Origin of the sequence: Scrofimicrobium sp. R131, from assembly GCF_040256745.1 — a bacterium.
GTDB classification, from domain to species: Bacteria; Actinomycetota; Actinomycetes; order Actinomycetales; family Actinomycetaceae; genus Scrofimicrobium; species Scrofimicrobium appendicitidis.
Window position 1 is genome coordinate 756,371 of the sequence record NZ_CP138335.1, and the last position, 16,320, is coordinate 772,690.

Annotated in this window: 10 protein-coding genes and 1 other RNA gene; 8 read left to right on the top strand and 3 right to left on the bottom strand. The window is 65.2% G+C overall.

Annotation, left to right across the window (positions count from 1 at the left end; genetic code table 11):
- Nucleotides 1–43: 43 nt before the first annotated feature.
- Nucleotides 44–3,184 (top strand): PD-(D/E)XK nuclease family protein, encoded by a 3,141-nt coding sequence (locus tag SAC06_RS03530; RefSeq protein WP_350258836.1) that lies wholly within the window; start codon nt 44–46, stop codon nt 3,182–3,184.
- Nucleotides 3,174–6,644 carry an ATP-dependent DNA helicase gene (locus SAC06_RS03535; protein ID WP_350258837.1) on the top strand — a complete coding sequence of 1,157 codons (3,471 nt, stop codon included), beginning with the start codon at nt 3,174–3,176 and terminating at the stop codon, nt 6,642–6,644. Before SAC06_RS03530 ends, SAC06_RS03535 begins: the two co-directional genes overlap by 11 nt.
- Here SAC06_RS03535 and SAC06_RS03540 read toward each other — a convergent pair.
- A complete protein-coding gene (locus tag SAC06_RS03540) occupies nt 6,641–7,972 on the bottom strand; it encodes a phosphotransferase (protein WP_350258838.1) in 1,332 nt (443 codons plus the stop codon). The two genes, SAC06_RS03535 and SAC06_RS03540, sit on opposite strands and share 4 nt — an antisense overlap.
- A gap of 143 nt (nt 7,973–8,115) precedes the next feature.
- Here SAC06_RS03540 and prfB point away from each other — a divergent pair, with 143 nt between their 5' ends.
- From prfB to ssrA, 6 genes are all read left to right on the top strand, one after another.
- Nucleotides 8,116–9,237, top strand: a complete 1,122-nt coding sequence (gene prfB, locus SAC06_RS03545; RefSeq protein ID WP_350258839.1) for a peptide chain release factor 2 — start codon at nt 8,116–8,118, stop codon at nt 9,235–9,237.
- A 172-nt stretch (nt 9,238–9,409) separates the two neighbouring features.
- Nucleotides 9,410–10,099, top strand: a complete 690-nt coding sequence (gene ftsE, locus SAC06_RS03550) for a cell division ATP-binding protein FtsE (protein WP_350258840.1) — start codon at nt 9,410–9,412, stop codon at nt 10,097–10,099.
- Nucleotides 10,100–10,102: 3 nt separating this feature from the next.
- The gene (gene ftsX, locus SAC06_RS03555) at nt 10,103–11,017 is read left to right on the top strand and encodes a permease-like cell division protein FtsX (RefSeq protein WP_350258841.1); all 915 of its coding nucleotides are present in this window, start codon (nt 10,103–10,105) and stop codon (nt 11,015–11,017) included.
- A 13-nt stretch (nt 11,018–11,030) separates the two neighbouring features.
- Nucleotides 11,031–12,326, top strand: a complete 1,296-nt coding sequence (locus SAC06_RS03560) for a peptidoglycan DD-metalloendopeptidase family protein (RefSeq protein WP_350258842.1) — start codon at nt 11,031–11,033, stop codon at nt 12,324–12,326.
- A gap of 77 nt (nt 12,327–12,403) precedes the next feature.
- On the top strand, nt 12,404–12,931 hold the full coding sequence (gene smpB / locus SAC06_RS03565; RefSeq protein ID WP_350258843.1) for an SsrA-binding protein SmpB: 528 nt from the start codon (nt 12,404–12,406) through the stop codon (nt 12,929–12,931).
- Nucleotides 12,932–13,007: 76 nt separating this feature from the next.
- Nucleotides 13,008–13,386, top strand: a transfer-messenger RNA (tmRNA) gene (gene ssrA, locus SAC06_RS03570).
- Nucleotides 13,387–13,982: 596 nt separating this feature from the next.
- On the opposite strand, the gene SAC06_RS03575 is transcribed toward ssrA, so the two are convergent.
- Both SAC06_RS03575 and SAC06_RS03580 read right to left on the bottom strand, forming a co-directional pair.
- The gene (locus tag SAC06_RS03575; RefSeq protein ID WP_350258844.1) at nt 13,983–15,431 is read right to left on the bottom strand and encodes a HAMP domain-containing sensor histidine kinase; all 1,449 of its coding nucleotides are present in this window, start codon (nt 15,429–15,431) and stop codon (nt 13,983–13,985) included.
- Complete coding sequence (locus SAC06_RS03580; protein WP_350258845.1) at nt 15,428–16,159, bottom strand: response regulator transcription factor; 732 nt, start codon at nt 16,157–16,159, stop codon at nt 15,428–15,430. The genes SAC06_RS03575 and SAC06_RS03580 overlap by 4 nt, the downstream gene beginning before the upstream one ends.
- Nucleotides 16,160–16,320: the final 161 nt, after the last annotated feature.

The window sequence follows — 16,320 nt, forward strand, 5'->3', positions numbered from 1 at the left end:
GATGCAGTTGGACCGCAGTGGCTGGAAGTGAGAGGAGGGGACCGTGACTGAACCATTGGAGTTGCTCCGCACCGGGGAGAGCTTCCTGGTGCAGGGGGGACCCGGCACGGGCAAGACTCAATTCCTGCACCGGGCGATCGACTGGATAATGACGGAGGACCGGGACGGGTGGGACTGGGCTCCATTCCTGGTCCTAACCCCTGACCGGCGGCGCGCGGCCCAATTTGAGCGGGAGGTGCCCAGCGAGTTGCTGGGTGCCATCACCGCTCCCGGCGGACACCGCGTCGTGCGGGGAACCAACTCCTACGCCTACCTGGTGCTGTCGGAATGGGCTCTGGAACGGGAGGAGCCGCTCCCGCGTCCGAAACTGACAGGCGGGGCAGAGGAAGACCTGTGGTTTGCCCGCTGGCTCGGTGAGCATGGCGCCGACTGGCCCGACCTGCTGCCCGCCGACGCCCTCAACAGCGAGGCCGTCCGGATGGAACTGCGAAACCTGGTGGCCCGCCTGGGTGAGTCGGGGCTGGACGGGCCGGCGTTGGCGGACCTGGCCCGGGAAGCGGGTGTGCCGGCTTGGCAGTTGGCGGCGGCTGCCTACAGCGATTACGCCGGGGTGGAAGGCTGCGCCTTTGATCAACGCACGCCGCGGATTGACTCCGCCAGGATTCAGCTGGTGGCCGCCAGCCTGCTGGAACACTGGGAAGAGCGTGCCCCCCAGGAGGGCGTCACCGCCTGCCCGCCGGTTCCCAGGTGGGTGCTGGTGGATGATTTGCAGGACTGTACCCCGGCCACCGCGAAGCTGCTGACGGCCATGCAGGGGGCCGGGGCCCAGATTGTCGCCACCTGCTCCCCGGCTACCGCCACCGGGTCCTTTCGGGGGGCCCGCTACGATCTGGGGCCCCGCCTAGCCCGCGAACGTGGCTGGCCGGTCCTCACCCTCACCCGGCAGTGGCGCCTCAACCCGGACCTGGACCAGGTGGTGTCGGCGATTGACCGGTGGACGGCGCCCAGGGTGCAGCCGGAGCCGCTCGCGGTCAGCGGCGGGGCCGCCCAGGCGGTAATTCTGACCGGACCCGGTCGGCGGGGAAGCTGGCTGGCCCAGCAAATCCGGCGCCACCACTATCTCGATGGGATCGGCTGGGACCGACAGGCGGTCCTGGTCCGACAGGCCGGGGACATCGACCAGTTGCAGCGCCAGTTGCTGCGGGCCGGGGTTCGCCTGGCCCCCGGGCAGCGGGCCCTCCAGTTCTCTAAGATCCCCGTCACGGCGATGCTGCTGCAGTTGCTGTTGCCGACGGAGGACCCGGCCCAACTGGCCCAGGAACTGCTGTTCTCCGCGTTGGTGCAGGTGGATCGGCTGGAGTTGTATCAGCTGCTGCGCCAGGATCAGCGGGGGGATCAGTCCCTTGCAGACACGCTGCTCAGCTGGTTGCAGGAACCCGACTTGGTTCCCGCTGGTGCGGGCCTCCCGCGCGAACTGCGAGACCGGCTCGAACGGGCCAGCGCAGTCTGGTTGGCGCGTGAGGAGGCGGCCGCCGATGGTGCGCAGGGCGGGCTTTGGCGCCTGTGGGAGGCGGCCGGGGTGGCCCAGCAGTGGCAGCAGGAGGCCCTTCGGGACGGGGTGGAGGCCGAGCGGTCCGATAGTCGACTCGACGCGGTCACCGGCCTGTTTCGTCGGGCCGACCTGTGGGAGCAGCAGCGGGCCGCGCTGGGGCAGGGGACGCAGTCTTCCGCCCGGGTATTCGCCGAAGAACTGTGGGCGCAGACCGTCTCGGCCGACTCGATCGCGACCGGAGGGCTGCGAGAGCCCGGGGTGGAAGTCCTGACCGTCGCCCAAGCCGCGGGCCGAGAGTGGGATGTGGTGTACGTGGTGGGCCTGCAGGAAGGGGCTTGGCCGCCTCGACCCAGACTATCCGGACTGTTCCACCTGGCTCGCCTCCAGCAGCTCCTAGCCGAACTTCCGGTCAGTGCCACTGCCGGGCAGGCGCAAGAGTTCCTCGGCCGGCTGGACCCCGACCTGCTGCGGCTGCAACTGGATCAGCGCCAGTACCGGTTGGAACGACGCAAGGACGAAGCCCGACTGCTGGCCTCGGCCTGCTCACGAGCTCGGGACCGGCTCTACCTGGTGGCGGTGGAAAGTCAGGAAGACGCGGTCTCTAGTTTTCTGAACTACCTGGCCAAACAGGGGGCGGTCCCGGACTTCCGGACCGAGGACGGCCAGGTGATTCCCACCGAAGTCCCGCCGCCGTTTGACCTGGATGCCCTGGTGGGCCGGCTTCGCTTCGCCACCGTCGATCCCCAGCTCAGCAGTGCAGACCAGACGCAGGCTGCCGCGCTGCTGGCGGTGTTGGCCGAGGCGGGGATTGACGGCGCCGACCCCCGAACCTGGGTGGGCGCCGGGGGGATCAGCGCCGCCGGTGAACCGATCGTGGACGGGAAACTAGGATTGAGCCCATCCCAGGTGGAGACCGGTGAGAACTGTCTGCTCAGGTGGTTCATGCAGAGCGCCTACGGGGAAGATCGAGCGGGCATCTTCACCCCGACCCCGCTGGGGGCCGCCGACAAGGGAAACCTGATTCACGCGGTGGCGGAAGCGTACCCGCACGGATCCCGGGCTGAACTGCAGGCCGAGTTCGCCCGGCAGTGGGATGCACTGGAACTGGATGAGAACAAATGGTGGGTCCAGCGCACCAGGGAGCAAATGGTCAACTGGGTGGACGTCTTGGCCAGCTACGTGGCCGGAGTGCCCGGAACGGTTGAGGTGGAACGACAGGTCCGGACCGAACTGGAGCACGCCACCGTCTACGGTCGGGTCGATCGGCTGGAGTTCCTTGACGACGGAGCCGTTCGAATTGTCGACATCAAGACCATGAAGACGGCTCCATCCGCCCAGGCGGTAGAATCCAACTGGCAGTTGGTCAGCTACCAGCTGGCGCTGCGCGAGGAATTGGCAATTGCCGAGGCCGGCCTGCTGACGGTGGCGGCACCCGCAAAGTCCGGTCTGCTCCGAGCCCAACTTCCGCTAACCGACGAGGAAGCCGGCGCGAAACGGGAGCACCTGGACCAGCTGGCCCAGCGGATGCACGGCCCCACCTTCCGGCCAGATGAAATCAATGGGAACTGCCGGACCTGTCAGTTCTTGGCCGTGTGCCCACTGAAAGACGAGGGGGTCCGCAGTGTCCCGTAACGACGAGCTCAGCCAGTTGGTGGCGCAACTCGGCGTCCATCAACCCACGCCCGAACAAGCCGAAGTAATTACCTACCCGCTCCGGCTGGACCGGGAGGGGGAATCGGTGGCCACGCCCCTGCTGGTGGTGGCCGGGGCCGGGTCCGGCAAGACCGAAACAATGTCCCTGCGGGCCGTCTACCTGGCGGCCACCCAGGGGATTCCAGACGATGCCATTCTCGGGTTGACCTTCACCCGGAAGGCCGCGGCCGAGTTGGCTGCCCGGCTTAGCGACCGGCTGGCGCAACTGCGCCTGGAAGCGGGGTCGGACCTCGGTGCGCTGGAGTTCGAATCTTCGCCTACGGCCACCACCTACGATTCCTTCGCCCTGGACGTGGTTCGAGAGTTCGGTCCGCAGCTGGGAATCCCGACCGACTTCAGCCATTTGGGGGCGGCGGCCAGCTGGCAGCTGATGTACTCCATCATCGAAGAGTGGCCCACGCGGATCTCGGAGGGCCGAGAGCTGAGCACAATTACCACGGCGGCCCTGGAGCTGCGCGATGCCATTGCCAACCAGGCGATGACGCTGGCGGAGGCCCGCCGCGCGCTGGAGCGGATCGATCAGCGGTTCAATGCCCGCGAGCATGATGAGGAAGCCCCCAAGTTCACCCAACCCCTGGCCGCAGGACGCGACCTCAACCGCGAACGCCTCGCCCTGCTGCCGGTGATCGAAGCATTTGAAGAGCGCAAACGCGAGGAACGGCGCTTGGATTTCTCGGATCAGGTCCTGCTGGCCACCCGAATTGTCGAGCACCTGCCCACCGCCCGGGCTGAACTGCGAGACCGGCACCAGGTGGTCTTCCTCGACGAGTTTCAGGACACCTCGGTGGCCCAGCTGCGGTTCCTATCGGCCCTGTTTGCCGACCACCCGGTGACGGCGGTGGGTGACCCTAACCAGGCCATTTACGGTTGGCGGGGGGCTTCGGCAGCCTCACTCAACGACTTCCATCGCTACTTCACCCAGAACCGGCGTGCCCCGCGCGGCACGCTGAGCCTGTCCACCGCCTGGCGCAACTCCACCCTGATTCTCGATGTAGCCAACCGGGTGGCGCAGGATCTGGCCCGGCCCCCCGCCTGGCTTGAGTCGGCCACCATGCGCGAAGAGCTGGTCTTCTCACCCACTCTGCAGCCGCGGCCCGAAGCCCCAACCGGGGAGGTAACGCTCCGATACCGGCAGACTGAAACCGAGTCGATCCAGGACGTGGTTGAATTCTTGCGGGACACCTACCGGCAGGCGGAGAAGAACGGTTTGCCGCGACCAACCGCGGCAGTCCTGTGCCGAAACCGTCGGCTGATGGCTCCGGTCCTGGAGGCGTGCCGCGCGGCCGAGATTCCGGCCGAAACCGGTGGTGACGACGGGCTGCTGCTGCACCCGGCCGTGCTCGACGTTCGCGCTGCCCTGGAGATCTGCCACGACCTGGGTCGGTCCAGCCAGATCATGCGCCTACTCACGAACCTGGATTTGGGCTCCAAAGACCTGTGGGCACTCAGCCGGCTGGCCAAACAGTTGGCCCGGCGGGCCAAACCCAAGAACTCCGAGCAGCCGGACCGGCGGGAGGTGCCGCTGCTGATCGACGCGGTGGACTACCTGAGTGGACCCCAGGCTCAGCGGTTGGAGCTGTCCGAAGCCGAGCAGATCTCGGCGATTGGTCGGGAACGGATTGTCCGCCTGGGTCGCCAACTGCGGGCCATGCGCCGCGCAGCCGACTGGCCGATCGTCGACCAGGTTGAGAACGCCCGTCGGATCCTCCAGTTGGATGAGCAGGCGTTTGCCCTTGGCGACCTGGCCGGGCTGACCGAAGTGCTCGATGCGTTTACGCGGGCCGCCCAGGACTATGTCGACAGTGCAGTGCAGCCAACGATGGGAGGCTTCCTTTCCTGGTTGTCGGCGGCGAACCAGTTTGAGCGGGGCCTGCCGTTGCCCACGGTTCAACCCAACCCGGAGGCGGTGCAGGTGCTGACCATTCACGGCGCCAAAGGCCTGGAGTGGGACACGGTGGCAATTGTGGGAATGCAAAGTGGGCACTTCCCCGGGGGGCAACCCGGCAAGCTTGTCGACCAGCCGGATGGGTCCGTCAAGGCCACCCCACCGCCCATGCCCCCGACTGTCTCCGGTTGGTGGCAGAATCTGGGAGAACTGCCCTATCCGGCGCGGCGAGACCACGAACACCTACCCAACCCGGATGCGTGGGCCGGTGACGAGGCGTTCACCAAGGTCTTTACCGAGTTCAAGACGTGTCTGGGGGAGTACCAGTTGGCGGAGGACCGGCGCCTAGCCTACGTGGCCCTCACCCGGGCCAAGACCCGGATGTTCCTGACCGGAGCCTGGTACCACGGCGCCAAAACCCGCCGATATCCGTCCCTGTTCTACCAGGAAGCGGAGGAAGTGCCCGGGGTGGATAGCCGGCGGGACGACCCCCCGACCGCAGTTCAGGTTCAGGAGTTCATGCAGGTCGAAACGGAAGCGGTCTTCCCGATTCAACCGGGTCCGCTCCGGAAGCGGGTCTCCCTCTCGGCTGCGAAGGTGGAGGAGCAGTTGGCGCTCCTGTCCGGCGGCTCCGGATGGCGCCCCGCCGACCTGTTGGCATCATTGCCGGACCAAGAGCTGGCCACCTCGATGCAGGTGCTGCTGCGCGAACACGAGGACCGGCAGGCCCTTCGTCGGTTGAGCCGGTCCGAGCGGGCGCGGCGCGAAGTGAAGCTGGCCGCTGCCGGGGACCGGGCCTTCTCTGCGACCGAGCTGGCCCGCTTGGACCTGGTTGAAGATCCGTGGGTGGAACTGCGCCGGCCACTGCCCGCCCGGCCCATGCCGGCGGCGGCGATCGGAACCGCATTCCACCAGTGGGTGGAAAGTGTGCTGCGGCGCGCTTCGGCTCGCGCCAGTGAGGAGGAGCCCGGCCAGGACCTGCTGCCGCTCGGAGGGGCGGATCAGGACCTCGGGGCGGACGCGGTGCTGGATCCGGAACAGCGGCAAGTATTGGGGGAACTACAATCCCAGTTCACCGGCTTGGAGTGGCTCGGCCGGTTGCGGGTGGAAGGGGTGGAGGTTCCCTTCGATCTGGACCTTGGTGGTCTGCTGGTCCGCGGCCGGGTAGACGCGGTCTTCACCGATCCGGACGATTCCAGCAGTTGGCTGGTGGATTGGAAAACCGGGCGAATCCCCGACCTGGATCGGGTGGAGGCAATCGACCGGGCGGAGATCATCCGCTACCTGGTGCAACTTGAGGTCTATACGGCCGCCTGGCAGCGCCGGCACGGTCCGGAGCATCCGGTGCAGGCGGCCCTGGTCTTCGTTCGGCCGGACCGGACCGAGATGATCAAGCTGGATCAGCTGCGAGCCGCCCATCGGCAGTGGGCGGGGAGTCCCCTGTCAGTGGAGGAGATTGCCCGCCGGTGGAAACGGGAGTTGAGTTCGGACTAGTCCCGGTCGTCCGATTCGCCCCGCGGATACTCGTAAGAGGGCGAGTCTGCGTCCTCCAACTCCACACCGGACCAAAGGCCGTCATCCGGATACTCAATTGCCTCAGTGCGATCGTCGGCGCTGGCCTCGCGGGCCCGCAGGTACTGGAACGCGGCCGACTCGGTCCGCAAAGAATCTGTCTCGGCGGGCGCTGGGTCGTTGGACACTGGATCATTGGGCGTTGGATAATCGGGCGCCAGCACCTCGCCGGTGGACAGGCTGGTGGTCGCCACCTCGTCCGGGCTGAGAGCCGGCTCGGGCGAGTGTTCCTGCGTTTCCAACTCGGTCACGTGGCTGGCCCGGGCAATCCGATTGAGCGGCTCGTCGGCCGCCTCGAAATTCACCTCGACCACCGGCCGGGTTGGGTTGACCAGCATGGCCCCGGCCAGGTCGGCCTCCAACTCCGTCATCATCTGAACGGCCTGAGCTACCGCGTCCCGGTCTCCCTCCTCCTGACTTTCCCGCAACCAATCCAGCAGGGCCAGTTCCGAGTGAAGCTGGGCGCGAGTGAAAATGTGCAGGTCGGTCCGATCTTGAGCCAGCGAGTAGGATCCCGACATCCGATCCAGGAACTGGTCTGAGACAACCGGCAGCAGCCAGCTCAAATCAAGGGCCGGATCCCCAATCGACAAAGCCTCAAAATCGGTGAGCGACAGGACGGCTCCGCCGCCAATCAGGATCGAGTTGGAGGTCAACTGCCCGTGAACCGGGGTGGGGTCGAAATTCCACAGCACGTCCTCCCTGAGCGCGGTCAGCCACCGCTTCCGCAGACGCCCGCCCACCTCGCGCCCCACCGAAGCGAGCATCTCCAGGTAGTGAGCCCGAATCTGGTCGGGGGTGTACCGCTCAATCCGTAGTGAGTCGAACTCGGTGGGACTGACATTGTGCAACGCTGCCAGGGCGCGCCCCAAGGAGGCGGCCAACAGACCGTCCTTGCTGAGCTCCGCCTCGCGAATCGGGCGTCCCGCCGTCACGGTCAACACCTCCACGAACCCCGTTGGGCCGCACGGGGCGACCCCCTCCAGGCGGGGAACCGCAAAGGGTAGGACCCCCGCGTCGCCCAGTTGGTGCAGGGCGGCGTAGCTCTGTTGGATCACCCCCAACTGCCAATCCTGAAAGTTGGTGCGATAGGCAACGACATTCCAAAAGTTGCCCTCCGAATCACCCACCCGGGTGGCGGAAACCGTGTCGCCAATCGCCTGCTCACCCAGGACTGAGACCACCTGCAGGCCCGGAAGTGCGGCGGAAGCCAGCGCCGCCAACTCAAGGGGATTCTTGTAAGGTTCCATGACTTCAAGTTACCGGGAACGGGCACAGGTGTACGTTTGGCACGCGCCAAAAGCCGTGATTCCCGCCTAAGACGGCCAGTGAGGCCCACCACCGGACTCGGCCTGGGGGCGATCTGTTTGACCTGATCCGCTAACCTGGTGAGGTGAGTATCGAGTTCGCGGAGGAGATCCGCCACCTGCAGTCAGTGATGGACAACATCGTCGCTGTGTCCCGTCCGGAGAGGATGCGGGCTGAGATTCAGCGTCTGTCAGACGAGGCGGTCGCCCCGAACCTGTGGGACGACCCGGCCACCGCGCAGCAGGTGACCTCGGCCCTCAGCCACCTGCAAAGTGAACTCGAACGGCTGGAGAAAACCCAGGCTCGGATCGACGACCTGGAAGCCATGGTATCGATGGCGGACGAGTCGACCGACACCGACGAGGCGGCCGAGTTGCTGGCTGAGGCCGGCTCGGACCTGGCCAAACTGAAAGATGACCTAGCCCAATTGGAGATCCGCACCCTGCTGGACGGGGAGTACGACGAGCGGTTCGCGGTGGTCACCATTCGTTCCGGGGCCGGCGGCGTCGACGCGGCCGATTTCGCGGAAATGCTGCTGCGGATGTATCTGCGCTGGGCCGAGCGCCACGGCTACCCAACCAAGATGCTGAACACCTCCTACGCCGAGGAGGCCGGGATCAAGTCCGCCACCTTTGAGGTGGACGTCCCCTACGCCTACGGCACCCTGTCTGTGGAGGCTGGCACCCACCGGCTGGTGCGGATCAGCCCGTTCGACAACCAGGGTCGGCGCCAGACCGGGTTTGCCGCGGTTGAGGTGATCCCACTGATCGAAACCACCGACCACATTGAGATTCCGGAGTCGGAACTGAAAATTGACGTGTTCCGCAGTTCCGGCCCGGGAGGCCAGTCGGTGAACACGACGGACTCGGCAGTGCGGATGACGCACATTCCCACCGGCATTGTGGTCTCAATGCAGGATGAGAAATCACAGATCCAGAACCGCGCGGCCGCCCTGCGGGTGCTGCAGTCACGCCTCCTGGTGCTGCGCCACGAACAGGAAAAAGCCAAGCAGGATGAGCTGAAGGGCGACGTCAAAGCCTCGTGGGGGGACCAGATGCGGTCCTACGTGCTCCACCCGTATCAGATGGTGAAGGACCTGCGGACCGAGCAGGAATCGGGCAACACCAGCGCGGTCTTTGACGGCGAAATCGACGACTTTATCAACGCCGGCATCCGCTGGCGGAAGAGCAGCGCGCAAGAGGATTAATTCACTCGCTCAGTGAGCTTCGCCTCAGGTGAACCTCGCGGTCAGGGTGGGGGAGGCGGCGTGTCGCTGGCTTGGTGCGGCGCATCGCGGGCCTAGTCTGAGAAGGACCATCGGCGGTGCTTTGGGCAGGCTGTGCCCATAGAGCTGCCTCGCCCGGCAAATTAGAGTGAAGATGATTCGATTCGAGAACGTCACCAAGGTTTACGCAAAAGGGGCGCGTCCGGCTTTGGACCACGTGTCCCTGGAAATCGTCAGGGAAGAATTTGTGTTCCTGGTGGGAAAGTCCGGCTCAGGGAAGTCGACGTTCCTGCAACTGGTGATGCGTGAGCAAAGGGCCAACTCCGGCCACGTGTGGGTGTTGGGCCAAGATGTCGGGCAACTGTCGAACTGGCGCGTCCCGAAGCTTCGGCGCCAAATTGGCACGGTCTTCCAAGACTTCCGCCTGCTGCAGTCCAAGACCGTTTACGAAAACGTCGCCTTGGCGATGCAGGTGATTGGCAAACCAAAGCACGCGATTCAGTCGGCCGTGCCCGACGTGTTGGAGCTGGTTGGGTTGCAGGGCAAAGAGCGCCGCCTGCCCTCGGAGCTGTCCGGAGGGGAGGAGCAGCGCGTGGCGATCGCGCGTGCAATGGTGAACCGGCCCCAACTGCTCCTGGCGGACGAGCCGACCGGGAACCTGGACCCCGAGACCAGCCTGGGGATCATGCGCCTGCTGGACCGGATTAACCGGACCGGGACCACCGTGGTGATGGCGACCCACGACGCCAAAGTCGTGGATCAGCTGCGCAAACGGGTGATTGAACTGGAAGCCGGTCAGGTAATTCGCGATCAAGACCGCGGTGTGTACGGCGGGGCGAGGTAGAGCATGCGTTTACGTTTCATTCTGTCCGAGACCGGCAAGGGGCTGGCCCGCAACAAGGCGATGGCTGTGGCAGTCATCATCGTCACCTTCGTCTCACTGCTGTTCGTTGGGGTCGCCTCCTTGGCTCAGCTCCAGGTGGGGAAGATGCGGAGCCAGTGGTACGACAAGATCGAAGTCTCGGTCTACATGTGTGCCAACAAGGACCAGTCACCCACCTGCGATTTGCAGCAGGCCAGTGACGAGCAGATCGAGGCGGTTCGCCAGCGCCTGGCTTCGCCCGAACTGGCGCCCTACATCTCCAAGGTGTACGAGGAAACCCCGGAACAGGCCTACGAGGCCTTCCAGGAGCAGTACGCCAACAACCCGATGGCCCAGTGGACCACTCCGGACATGCTCGGCTTCTCTTTCCGGGTGAAGCTGGTTGACCCGGAGCAGTATCAAATCATCCAGGAGGAGTTCTCCGGCACCCCGGGGGTCTCCGAAGTCCGGGACCAGCGCGACCTGATTGAGCCGCTGTTCAAGGTGGTCGAGAACGCCAAGCTGATCTCGCTGGGACTGGCCGGCGTGATGGTGGTGGCCGCGATCCTCCTGATCACCACCACCATCCAGCTTTCGGCCATGAGCCGGGAAGAGGAAACCCAAATCATGAGGCTGGTGGGCGCCTCGAACCTGTTTATTCAGGCCCCGTTCATGATTGAGGGGGCGATCGCCGCCCTGGTGGGGGCCGGATTGGCAGTCGGATCCCTCTTCGCGGCCGTGCGCCTGCTGATCGAAAACTGGCTGGCCCCCTCGTTCCCGTGGACCAACTTCATCACCACGACGGACATGTGGCTGATCACGCCGATCCTGGTGGGGGCGGCCCTGCTGCTGGCCCTAATCGCCTCGGCCATCTCGCTGGGGAAGTACACCAAGGTTTAGGAAGGACACCGCCATGAGAACGGTTCTGCGCGCACGGCTGTCGCGGTTCCTGACCCCCGTGATCGTTGCCGGGTTGGTTGGGGTCGGCGGCCTGTTGGCCACCGTGCCGGCCAGTGGGGACGAACGCGACGATGCGGTGGCCGACCAGCAGGAGGCCGAGCAGAAGATTGATGAGCTCCAAGGTGAGATCGAAGGTCTGGATGCCGACCTGGCCAAGCTATTCACCGAGTTGGAGCAGGTCACCGGGCAGCTGACGGCCGCGCAGGACGATCTAGCCGCAGCGGAAGAGGCTCTTTCTGCCGCCCAGCTTGAGTACGAGGCGGTCACGGAGCAGTTGGCGGCCGCCCAGGCTACCGTCGAGCGGCTCGCCGCCGAGTTGGACAGCTCCGCGGCCGAGGAGGAGCAGCTGAACGCTGCCGTGGGCACCATGGCCCGGGACCTCTACCGGGGCCACCAGAGCAGCCCCCTCAGCCTGGTCATGTCCGCGGAGGGGACCGGCGACATTGCCCAGCGCGCCGCCTCAGCCGTCACCATGTCGCGGGCGCAGACGCGCGCCCTCGAGCAGGTGCGCTCATCGATGGCGGTGGTGCGGAACCAGGCGGAAAAGCAGGAGGCCACCACCAAGCGGGTGGAGGAACTGCAGGCGGAGGCGATCCAGAAGCAGCAGGAAGCGGAAGCGGCGCAGGCCGAGGTGGCCACCCGGGTTGAGAACCTGGCCACCGCCCAGTCGGACTTGAAAGCCAAGCAGCAGCAGTGGGATGCGCGCAAAGCGGAAGCTAAGAAGCAGCTGGAACAGTGGGAGAAGTCGCGTCAGGACGCCGCCGATCGGGTGGCGAAGATAGACGAGGAGAACCGGAAGAAGGCGCTGGAGTTCGCCGAAGCTCCCGGCCCGAGCAGCGGCAACTCCATGTTCGGGTTCCCGCTCCCGGCCGGCTCCGCCGTGGTCACCTCGACCTACGGCTGGCGGATCCACCCGATCTTCGGAACCTCCAAGCTGCACGACGGGGTCGACTTCGGGGCGGCCTGCGGGTCCCCGCAGTATGCGATCCGCGCCGGCGTGGTGGTCGCGTCCTACTTCGATTCGGGCGGGGGAAACCTCGTCACCATCAACCACGGGATGATCGACGGATCCTCCTGGGTGTCCGAGCACCTGCACCTGCAGAGCTCCAACGTCAGTGTGGGCCAGCAGGTCAACCGGGGTGACGTGATCGGGTGGACCGGGTCCACCGGCAACTCGACCGGATGCCACCTGCACCTGACCCTGTACCGGGACGGCAGCACGGTCGACCCCCTGGATTACATCGGCTAACGCCGGGCGACTTGGGTTTTCCTGCCGATCAGGTAGAGTAGTGTCTCGCTGCCACCGCTACCAGGAGAGGAGGGACCGTGCCCAAGGATTGGAAGAAGCCGAAGCCCAGCGAGTCGGAACGACGCAAAGCTGAGTCAGACGCGAAGAAGGTGATCGCGCGCAACCGGCGTGCCCGCCACGACTACGAGATCGAGCAGACGTGGGAGGCCGGTCTGTCCTTGATGGGGACGGAAGTGAAGGCCCTCCGGATGGGGCGCGCGTCGCTCGTGGACGGCTGGGTTGAGGTCAAGGACGGCGAAGCCTGGCTGTACGGGGTCAACATTCCGATGTACTCCCAGGGGTCCTGGACCAACCACACGCCGACCCGGAAGCGGAAGCTGCTGCTGCACAAGACTGAGATTCAGCGGATGGAACACAAGGTGGCGGCCAAAGGCTACACGCTGGTGCCGTTGGAACTGTATTTCCTGGGCGGGCGGGCCAAGGTTGAGGTCGCGCTGGGTCGAGGGAAGAAGGAATGGGACAAGCGGCAAGCGTTGCGTGAAGCCCAGGACAAGCGCGAGGCACAGCGAGCGATGAGCCGCTACGTCCGGCGCGGAAACGCCTAGCAAGGGTTGTCTTTGCCCGGCAGTGGCGATATACTGTAGCACTGGCCCGGTTGGGTCAGGAATGAAGAAGTACATAGGGGATGATCGGTTTCGACGGCGGTTGTCGATCGAGGCGAAGCGGGTCGAGAATGTATGCTCATCTCGTTAACGATGCATGCAAACCAATAAGTGCTAAATCTGAACGCACTGACTTCGTCCTCGCTGCCTAGTAGCAGCCAGGACCTTTAAAAGTCCGTCAGCCCGGGTGTTTGCTCTAGCCCCGGTTCCTGGCGTCGTGAATAGGGCCACTGGGTGGGGGAGTCGTCAACGCTCCTCCTCCGACATTTAGTTGACTGAGCCTATTCGGTAGCAGGTCTGCATGTAGCCGAAGGCTGAGAAATAGTTGGCAGAATGCACCCGGAGAATTCCTCGGCGTTGATTGTCGGACGCGGGTTCGATTCCCGCCATCTCCACCAGTAGGTTCGATGCGCCCCCACGGCTACGCCGTCTGGGGGCGTTTTCGTTGTTGGTATGCAGAAAACGCGCCGCGTGGGCGGTCGGGCCAAGTTGTGCAGAAATGGGCACGAGTGGGCACGTTGTGGGCACGATGCCCACCCGCGCCCTTGGCATAGTTAAGGGCCTGGCAGGTAAACGGGGGAGCGTTCGCGGATTGCCCTCCGGGAATTGGCAGGCCAGAATTGTCACGCCGGGCGGGGAAAGAATTACGGCGCCGGAAACTGCCAGCCGTGCGAGTCGCGGGCTACGCGGTACGCGTCCGGTCAACCGACCTTGAGCGGATGTTGGCTAAATATTGCTGCACTCTTTGTTGAGTTGACTGGGATGAGCCTAGCTGATTACAATAACGGCTAGTCGCAACCCCAAAGCGACTGTTTCACATTAACCCCTAGAGGCGCCTCACGATCCTGGTTTCCGTCCAGCGTGGGGCGCTTTCACATGGTGGGGAATGCTCTTTTGCGTGCCCGCGTGGTTACCCCTGAAAAGTAGGGAAGTGTCGGGCCGACGGTGAGAAGCGCCGTCAGCAGGGTCTGATCCCCGCGCTGGTTCTCACCAATCAGTCGGCGGGATGCAGGGGTAAATCCACTTGGAAGGTGGTCCCAGCATGACTGCTGGTCACCTCAATGGTTCCACCATGGGCTTGGACGATGGCGGCGGCAATGGACAGTCCCAGTCCGGTGCTGCCCGCTGCGCGGTTGCGGGCCAGGTCGGCCCGGGTAAACCGGTCGAACACCTTCGGAAGCAGGTCCGGCTCAATCCCCGGACCGTTGTCGGACACCGTGATCAGGGCACGATCCGGCTTGGTAGCCACCGTGACCGTGACCCGGGTGCCCGGGGGCGTGTGCGCCCCGGCGTTTCCCAGCAGGTTCACGAACACCTGGCGCAGCTGATGGTCAACCCCGGAGACGACAACTGATTCGCTCACCTCCACGGACCAGTGGTGATCCGGGTGGGCGGCGTGGGCATCGCTGGTGGCTTCGATGGCCAGCAGAGCCAGGTCGACTGGCCCGTGAGGCTGTGTCTGTCCGGAGTCGAGCCGCGCCAGCAGCAGCAAGTCCTCCACCAGTGCGGCCATTCGTCCGGCTTCGGATTCTATTCGGCTGAGGGAGCGCTCTTGGGTGGGGGTTTTCTCAGTGTCCTCACTTTGAGCCAACTGTGCGTAGCCGCGGATGGAAGCCAGGGGAGTCCGAAGCTCGTGGCTAGCATCGGCAATAAAAGCGCGCAGCCGATCCTCACTTTCCTGCCGGGCACCCAGCGCCTGCTCCACATGGCCAAGCAGTGTGTCCAGTGCGGCCCCCACTCGCCCAACCTCGGTGCGCGGATCCGCCGACAGTGCGGCCCGCTCGGGCAAAGTGACCGCCCCGGCCGCTAGTGGGCGCTGCGAAACTCGTTCCGCCGTGTCGGCGACGCGGTGCAGGGGGCGCAATGTTCGCGTTACCAGCCAGGCCGTCCCCACGATCACGACCAGCAAGGTGGCGCCCATAACTCCGAGCAAAATCCGCTCCAACGACGCGATGGTTGCGCTCACGTCCCGCGTTGACAGGCCCGAGACCACCACGCCGGCCTGGGTCGGCTGAGCGGCCAGGCGAAACGAGCCGAGCGGTTCCCCCACCTCGACCGTCCAGGGGCCGGAGCCCACCTGAATTGCTGACCAAATCAGGTCCGACTGGGGCTCCGTCAGGGAGATGGTCTCACCCGCGGGGGTGACGTAGGCCGAGCGCAGCGGGGTCCCGTCAGCGGAAAAGGTTACCTCCAGGGTGTCGATTCGCTGACGGGGTCCGGTGCTGTCGGTCGGCCCGGGATCACGGCCCCCCGGCGATGATCCGGGCGGGCCGGCCGCCAGTTCCAGCCCGATCAGGACGTCCCGGTCCAAGCGCTGATACAAGGAGGCACGCAGCGACAGCAGGGTGGCGATCGAACCAATCAGGAGGGCCGACAGCACCACCGCGACAATGCCGACCAGCAGTTTCCTCCGCAGGGGCCAGGACCGCAGGGTGAGCCTCATGCCGGCTCGTCCCGGATCGCGTAACCGACGCTTCGAACCGTGTGAATCAGTGGCGGTCCCAGCGGATCAAGCTTTTTGCGCAGGTAGGAAATGTAGATTTCCACCACGCCGGATTTGCCGCCGAAATCATAACTCCACACATTCTCCAGAATCTGGGCCCGTGTCAGCACCTGCCCGGGGTTCTGCATTAGGTATCGAAGCAGTTCGAACTCCTTGGCGGTGAGCTGGACCGGGGTGCCGCCCCGCTGCACCTGGTAGGTCCGCTCGTCCAGCGTCAGGTCCCCTACCACGAGTGGCCCGTCGGAGCCGCTGGCCCCGACATAGCGCCGAGCCATCCCTCGGGCCCGCGCCACCACCTCGCGCAGGTGGAACGGTTTGGTCACGTAGTCGTCGCCGCCCGCGGTGAGGGCGTCGATCCGGTCGTCGACGCCATCTTTCGCGGTCAGGAACAGCACCGGCACATCATTGCCGGCGCTTCGAAGGCGGTGGAGCACTTCCATCCCGTCGACGGCCGGCATCATCACGTCGAGGACGACGACGTCGGGGCGAAACTCGCGGACTGTGTTGAGCGCCTCCTGGCCGTTGGCAGCGGTCTCAACCAGCCACCCTTCGTTGGTCAGGGCCATTTGCAGCAGGTCGGCCAGGTACTGCTCGTCGTCCACCACCAGTGCGCGGATCGGGGACCCGTCGGGACGGGTGAAGGGCTTCTGGGCAGGCGATTCGTTCATGCCTTCAGTGTTGCGCATAGCGGGGAGCTCGCACAATCAACCCCGGCACTGTGCAGCAAGTCTTGTTTGACGCTTAGCCGATTCTTAGCGTTCATGAATGTTTCTCGGGTTGGATCAAGGTCAGTATCAATCAGACGAAGGAGCACACTCATGTTCACACC